The organism is bacterium (genome assembly GCA_021372775.1).
In the GTDB taxonomy this organism is placed as follows: domain Bacteria; phylum Acidobacteriota; class Polarisedimenticolia; order J045; family J045; genus JAJFTU01.
This window is the reverse complement of the sequence record JAJFTU010000361.1, coordinates 1-5,083: the sequence shown is the minus strand read 5'-3', so window position 1 is coordinate 5,083 and position 5,083 is coordinate 1. Positions and strand designations below refer to the sequence as shown.

6 protein-coding genes are annotated in these 5,083 nt (G+C 73.0%); 4 read left to right on the top strand and 2 right to left on the bottom strand.

Features of this window, described 5'->3' with window-relative positions:
• The coding region (locus tag LLG88_12040; protein ID MCE5247632.1) for a DUF3857 domain-containing protein at positions 1-1,543 on the bottom strand (1,543 nt) is incomplete at its 3' end.
• Positions 1,544-1,657: 114 nt separating this feature from the next.
• On the opposite strand from LLG88_12040, the gene LLG88_12035 reads away from it, so the two are divergent.
• Positions 1,658-1,999, top strand: a complete 342-nt coding sequence (locus tag LLG88_12035) for a hydrogenase maturation nickel metallochaperone HypA (protein ID MCE5247631.1) — start codon at positions 1,658-1,660, stop codon at positions 1,997-1,999.
• A gap of 1 nt (position 2,000) precedes the next feature.
• Positions 2,001-2,810, top strand: coding sequence for a hydrogenase nickel incorporation protein HypB (hypB, locus tag LLG88_12030; protein ID MCE5247630.1), 810 nt, complete (start codon positions 2,001-2,003; stop codon positions 2,808-2,810).
• Between the two features lie 48 nt (positions 2,811-2,858).
• Here hypB and LLG88_12025 read toward each other — a convergent pair whose 3' ends face one another.
• On the bottom strand, positions 2,859-3,131 hold the full coding sequence (locus LLG88_12025) for a MoaD/ThiS family protein (GenBank protein MCE5247629.1): 273 nt from the start codon (positions 3,129-3,131) through the stop codon (positions 2,859-2,861).
• Positions 3,132-3,495: 364 nt separating this feature from the next.
• On the opposite strand from LLG88_12025, the gene LLG88_12020 reads away from it, so the two are divergent.
• Positions 3,496-3,969, top strand: a complete 474-nt coding sequence (locus tag LLG88_12020) for a YbhB/YbcL family Raf kinase inhibitor-like protein (GenBank protein MCE5247628.1) — start codon at positions 3,496-3,498, stop codon at positions 3,967-3,969.
• A gap of 32 nt (positions 3,970-4,001) precedes the next feature.
• Positions 4,002-5,015: an alpha/beta fold hydrolase gene (locus tag LLG88_12015; GenBank protein ID MCE5247627.1), complete on the top strand. Its 1,014-nt coding sequence runs from the start codon at positions 4,002-4,004 to the stop codon at positions 5,013-5,015.
• Positions 5,016-5,083: the final 68 nt, after the last annotated feature.

Here is a 5,083-nt window from a genome sequence, read left to right as displayed (position 1 = left end):
CGTACGGAACCGACAGGTCGTCCACGTCGCCGGTCTCGACCTTCGCCTCCGCGGGCGAGCCGGGCTCGTCCCCCAAGAACTCTTCCGCGCGCCGTTCGGGCTTGAGGTCCGCCCACTCGTCGCGCAGCTCCTGCTCCGGCTGGCCGCCCCACGTCGCCTCGCCGGCGACCTTGGCCTTGCCGTCCGCCGCCAGCTCGATCCGCTCGCGGCGCGAGAGGACGTTGACGCTCGCCGGGATCTGCGGGACGTCCTCGGAGATGTTGCCGCCGCCGCCGGAACTGCGGAGATCGTCCTGGCGACGCAGCCCCGAATTCCGCCCGCCGACGTACCACCACGGCATGATCGTCGGGCGGCAGCGCGCGCAGGACGGGTCGATATACCAGCGCCCCGTCTTGTCCACGATTTCGGCGACGAAGTGCAGCCCCTGCTCCAGATCGGGAAGGTCGAGCCGGAACGTCTGCTGCGTGCCGTCCGAAACGGCGACGACGTACGAGGTCAGCCCGGCCTCGTAGGCGAGGACGCGCGCCAGCATCACCGCTTCGTCCGGCGTGCCGCGCCGCGTCTCGAGCAGCTTGTCCACCGACTCGTTCGGGCCGCCGAACAGATTTCCGTCGCCCTCGATCAGCTGGATGTTCTTCTTCACCCACCAGCCGATCTTCTCCGCCCGCTCCTGGGTGGAGCCGGAGCCGAACTCCGCCTTCGCCAGCGTCTTCGCGTACTTGCGCGACTTCTGGAAGCGGTCGAATCGGTCGCGCAGCTCGTCGCTCCACATGCCCCACGCGCCCCAGTCGATGGTGTCCGGGTAGGTCGACGTGAACATCATCCGCAGCCGCACGTCGTTCTCCGGCGGCGACAGCGGCTCGCGGCGATAGGCGGGGACCTGCGTGCACTTGAAGCGGACGACGTCGAACTCCCCTTCCGAGCCGGTGTCGCCGTCGGCGCCGCACCACGGCGCGACGACCGAGCGCGCGTATCCGAGGACGTCGGGATGCTGCCCGGAGACCCGCTTGGCGAAGGCCGTGAAACGCGCCTCCTTCACCGGCATCGATTCCTGGATCTCCCACCACGGCCACGGCAGCGGATTCTCGCGGCGCAGCTCGTACTCCCACTCCAGCGTCGCCCCGGGCCCGGCCTCGGGGAACGTGAAGGACAAGACGTGCCGCTTGATCTTGCCGGTCCCGCTCGCCGCGTCGTGCTTCATTTCCGGCCCGACCTCGACGACCGTGCCGTCCGGCTTGATCGTCCGCGCGGCGAAGGCCGTGAGGCGAAGCAGGTACTTGTCGTCCCCTTCGAACGAGAAGACCTTTTGGTTCGCGGCCGACGTCCCCTCCGCGGTGTTGATCCTCACTCTCTTCTTCACGTTGAGGACCGTCTCGTAGACTTCGAAGTGCCAGCTCAGCTCCTTCAGTTCGACGTAGGCGGGAGCGGCGGCGATTTCGGCCGAGATGTCGGGCGGGGCCGCGGGCGCGTCCTGCGCGCGGGCGACCGGGGCGACGGACATGGCGAGCAGAGCGACGGCGAGCGACCAGACGCAGCGCTTCATGGAATCCCCCTGAGGACGACCACGGCTCATCATACCGCCGAAGGCGCACGTTTCACCGCCGCCGGCGGACCCGGCGCCCGGGCGGCCGCGGTGCGGTACACTGCCCTCCCGACCATGCACGAACTCTCCCTGGCCTTGAGCATCGTGGACGTCGCGGCCTCCGCCGCGGCGGAGCGCGGCGCGGCGCGGATCCTCGCGGTGCGGGTCAAGGTCGGCCGGCTGAGCGCGGTCGAGCCGGACGCGCTCCGCGCGGCCTTCCCGATCGCCGCCGACGGCACCCCCTGCGCCGGCGCCGAGCTGATCGTCGAGGAGGTCGCCGCGCACGGGCGCTGCCCGAGCTGCGGCGCCGAGGGCGTCGTGGTCGATCCGCTCGCGCCGTGCGCCGGCTGCGGCCACTGGCCGCTGGAGCTCGAGGGCGGGCGGGAACTGACGATCGACTCGTTGGAGGTCGACTGAGATGTGCTCGACTTGCGGCTGCGGGCAACCCGACCACGACCACGAACACGAACCCGAGCCCGGCGCGGAGCGCGAGCACCGGCACGAACTCGGCGTCGAGCGCGACCACGAGCTCGGCCTCGCCCACGACCACGGCGCCGGCCACGAACACGGCGGCGAACACGAGCGGACCATCCTCAAGGTCGGGCGCGCGATCCTCGCCGAGAACGACCGCTTCGCCGCCTACAACCGCGGCTGGTTCGACGCCCGCGGCGTCCGCTGCGTGAACCTCGTCGGCGCCCCGGGCTCGGGCAAGACGACGCTGCTCGAGCGGCTGATCCCGGCCCTCAAGGAGCGCGGCCTGGCGGCGATGGTCGTCGAAGGGGACCAGGTCACCGACAACGACGCGCGGCGGATCGAGCGCGCCGGCGCCCACGCCGTGCAGATCACCACCGGCAAGGCCTGCCACCTCGACGCGCACCAGGTCGGGCACGCCGCGCAGGCGCTCGACCCGGCGAAGGGGACGATCCTCTTCGTCGAGAACGTCGGCAACCTCGTCTGCCCGACGGAGTTCGACCTCGGCGAGGCGGAACGGGTCGTCGTGCTGAGCTGCGTCGAGGGGAGCGACAAGCCGGCCAAGTACGCGCCGATCTTCGAGAGCGCGACCGCGGTCGTGCTCTCCAAGACCGATCTGCTGCCGTACGTGGACTTCGACCTCGCGGAGTGCCGCCGGCTGATCGCCGGACTCAACGCGAAGGCGCGGATCTTCGAGCTCTCCGCCCGCAGCGGCGAGGGGCTCGTCCCGTTCGCGGACTGGATCGCGCGGGTCTGACCCCGGAACGCCGCGTCCGCTTCGCCGGGCGCGGCGCGCGGCGGCGCGTCAGCCGCCGGCGACCATCGGGAACACGACGACGGTGTCGTCGGGCGCGAGCGGCGTTTCCAGTCCCTGCAGCAGGTGCACGTTCCGCCCGTTGACCATCAGGATGATCGTCGCGCTCAGCGCGCCGTCGGGAATCACGCGCTTGCCGAACGGAACGCCGAGTCGCCGCGCCAGCCCGGCGAGGAGCGCGCCGACCGTCGGCGCCGCCTCTTGCCACTCCAACTCGTCGCATCCGGCCAACGGCCGAATGTCCGCAAAGAACTTGACCTTCACGGCGGTTCCTCTCCGAACGTCGTTCGGTGCGACACGCGGCGCCGCGCCTGCGCGCCGGCCCGTCCCGCGGTCCCTCACGGCCACTAATCTGATCCGGGGAGCGGGCCGCGACAAGGGACGCCGCGTCGGTCGCGGGCGTCGGGGCGGGGCGGCGGCGGGCGGGCGCGTCCGGGGAATTTCGCGCCGGCGAACAACCGTCGCCGCGCGGCGCGTTTCGGCCGCGCCGGGACGCCTCGCGCGAGGTGAACGCTTCTACAATGCGCCCCGGGAGGCTGTTCCGATGAAGGTCTCGATCATGGTCGCCGCGCTGGCCGCCGGGGCGGCGCTTGCGCTCGTCGCGCCGCGCGTCGCCGTTGGGGGAAGCATGCCGCTCGAAATCAGTTCGCCCTCGTTCCAGAACCACGCTCCGATTCCGACGCTCTTCACCTGCCAAGGACAGGACGCGCCGCCGGCCCTCGTCTTTCGCGGCGTCCCCGCGAACGCCAAGAGCCTCGCGCTGATCGTGGACGACCCGGACGCGCCGGATCCGCGCGCGCCGCGCATGACCTGGGTCCACTGGGTCCTCTACAACATCCCGCCGACGACCGCGGGGCTGCCGCAGGGGGTCGCGGCGACGCAGCTGCCGCCGGGCACGCGCGAGGGGCTCAACGACTGGAAGCGTCCGGGCTACGGCGGCCCGTGCCCGCCGATCGGCCGGCACCGCTACTTCTTCAAGCTCTACGCGCTCGACGTCGCGCTCCCCGACATGGGGAAGCCGACGAAGGCGGAGCTGGAGAAGGCGATGAACGGGCACGTGATCGCCAAGGCGGAGCTGGTCGGCACGTACCAGAAGCAGTAGCGCCGGTCCGCCGCGACCGTAGAATCGGGGCGATGCGCGCCGCTTCTCCGGTCGTTCCCTCGTTCGCGCCGCCGTGGTGGCTGCGCGGGGCGCACGCGCAGACCGTCTGGGGTCCGCTGACGCGCTTCGCGCGCCCGGCGACGGCGCGGCGCGAGGTGCTCGCCACGCCCGACGGCGACGACCTGGTCCTCGACCATCTCGACGTCGCCGCGGGGGCGCCGGTCGTGCTGCTGCTGCACGGCCTCGAGGGCAGCTCCTTCTCGGTCTACGTGCAGGGGCTGGCGCGCGAGTGCGCCGCGCGCGGCTGGAACGTCGCCGCGCTCAACTTCCGCTACTGCGCGCGCGACCAGCGCGGCCGGCGCACGCTGCCGAACCGGCGGCCGCGCCTCTACCACAGCGCCGAGACCGGCGACCTCGACTTCGCGCTGCGCACGCTCGCCGCGCGAGCCCCCGCCGCGCCGACGGCGGCGATCGGCGCCTCGCTCGGCGCGAACGTGCTCCTGCGCTGGCTCGGCGAGAGGGGCGGACGCTCGACGCTGCGCGCGGCCGTCGCCATCTCGCCCCCCTTCGACCTCGCGCGCGGGGCGGAGCGGCTCGCGCGCGGCGCGGGACGGGTCTACGCGCTCAACTTCCTGCGCACGCTGAAGCCGAAGCTGCGCGACCTCGCGCGGCGCTTCCCCGAGGTCGCGGCGACGTTGGACGTGCCGCGCGCGCTCGCCGCGCGGACGCTGCGGGAGTTCGACGACGCGGCGACGGCGCCGCTCCACGGCTTCGCCGGCGTGGACGACTACTACGAGCGCGCCGAGGCGACGACGGTCCTCCCCGAGATCGCGACGCCGACGCTGGTCATCGGCGCGGAGGACGATCCGTTTCTCGCGCCGGGGGCGCTCGACGCCGCCGCCTCGGCGGCGCCGCGCTGCGTGACGTTCCTCGAGCCGCGCGCCGGCGGGCACCTCGGCTTCGTCGAAGGGGGCGCGCCGTGGCGCGCCCGCTACTGGGCCGAGACGCAGGCCGCGGCGTGGCTCGCCGCGCGGCTCGCGCCGTGAGCGGCGCGGCGCGCGACGAGGCGCGCGCGGCGCGGGCCGGCGTCTTCTACGGGCTCGCCGCCTACGGC

What these genes read in the sequence shown, in the direction of transcription:
- LLG88_12020 (MCE5247628.1), top strand. Translation starts at nt 3,496, where the DNA reads ATGCCGCTCGAAATCAGTTCGCCCTCGTTCCAGAACCACGCTCCGATT.
- LLG88_12035 (MCE5247631.1), top strand. Translation starts at nt 1,658, where the DNA reads ATGCACGAACTCTCCCTGGCCTTGAGCATCGTGGACGTCGCGGCCTCC.
- LLG88_12015 (MCE5247627.1), top strand. Translation starts at nt 4,002, where the DNA reads ATGCGCGCCGCTTCTCCGGTCGTTCCCTCGTTCGCGCCGCCGTGGTGG.
- hypB (MCE5247630.1), top strand. Translation starts at nt 2,001, where the DNA reads ATGTGCTCGACTTGCGGCTGCGGGCAACCCGACCACGACCACGAACAC.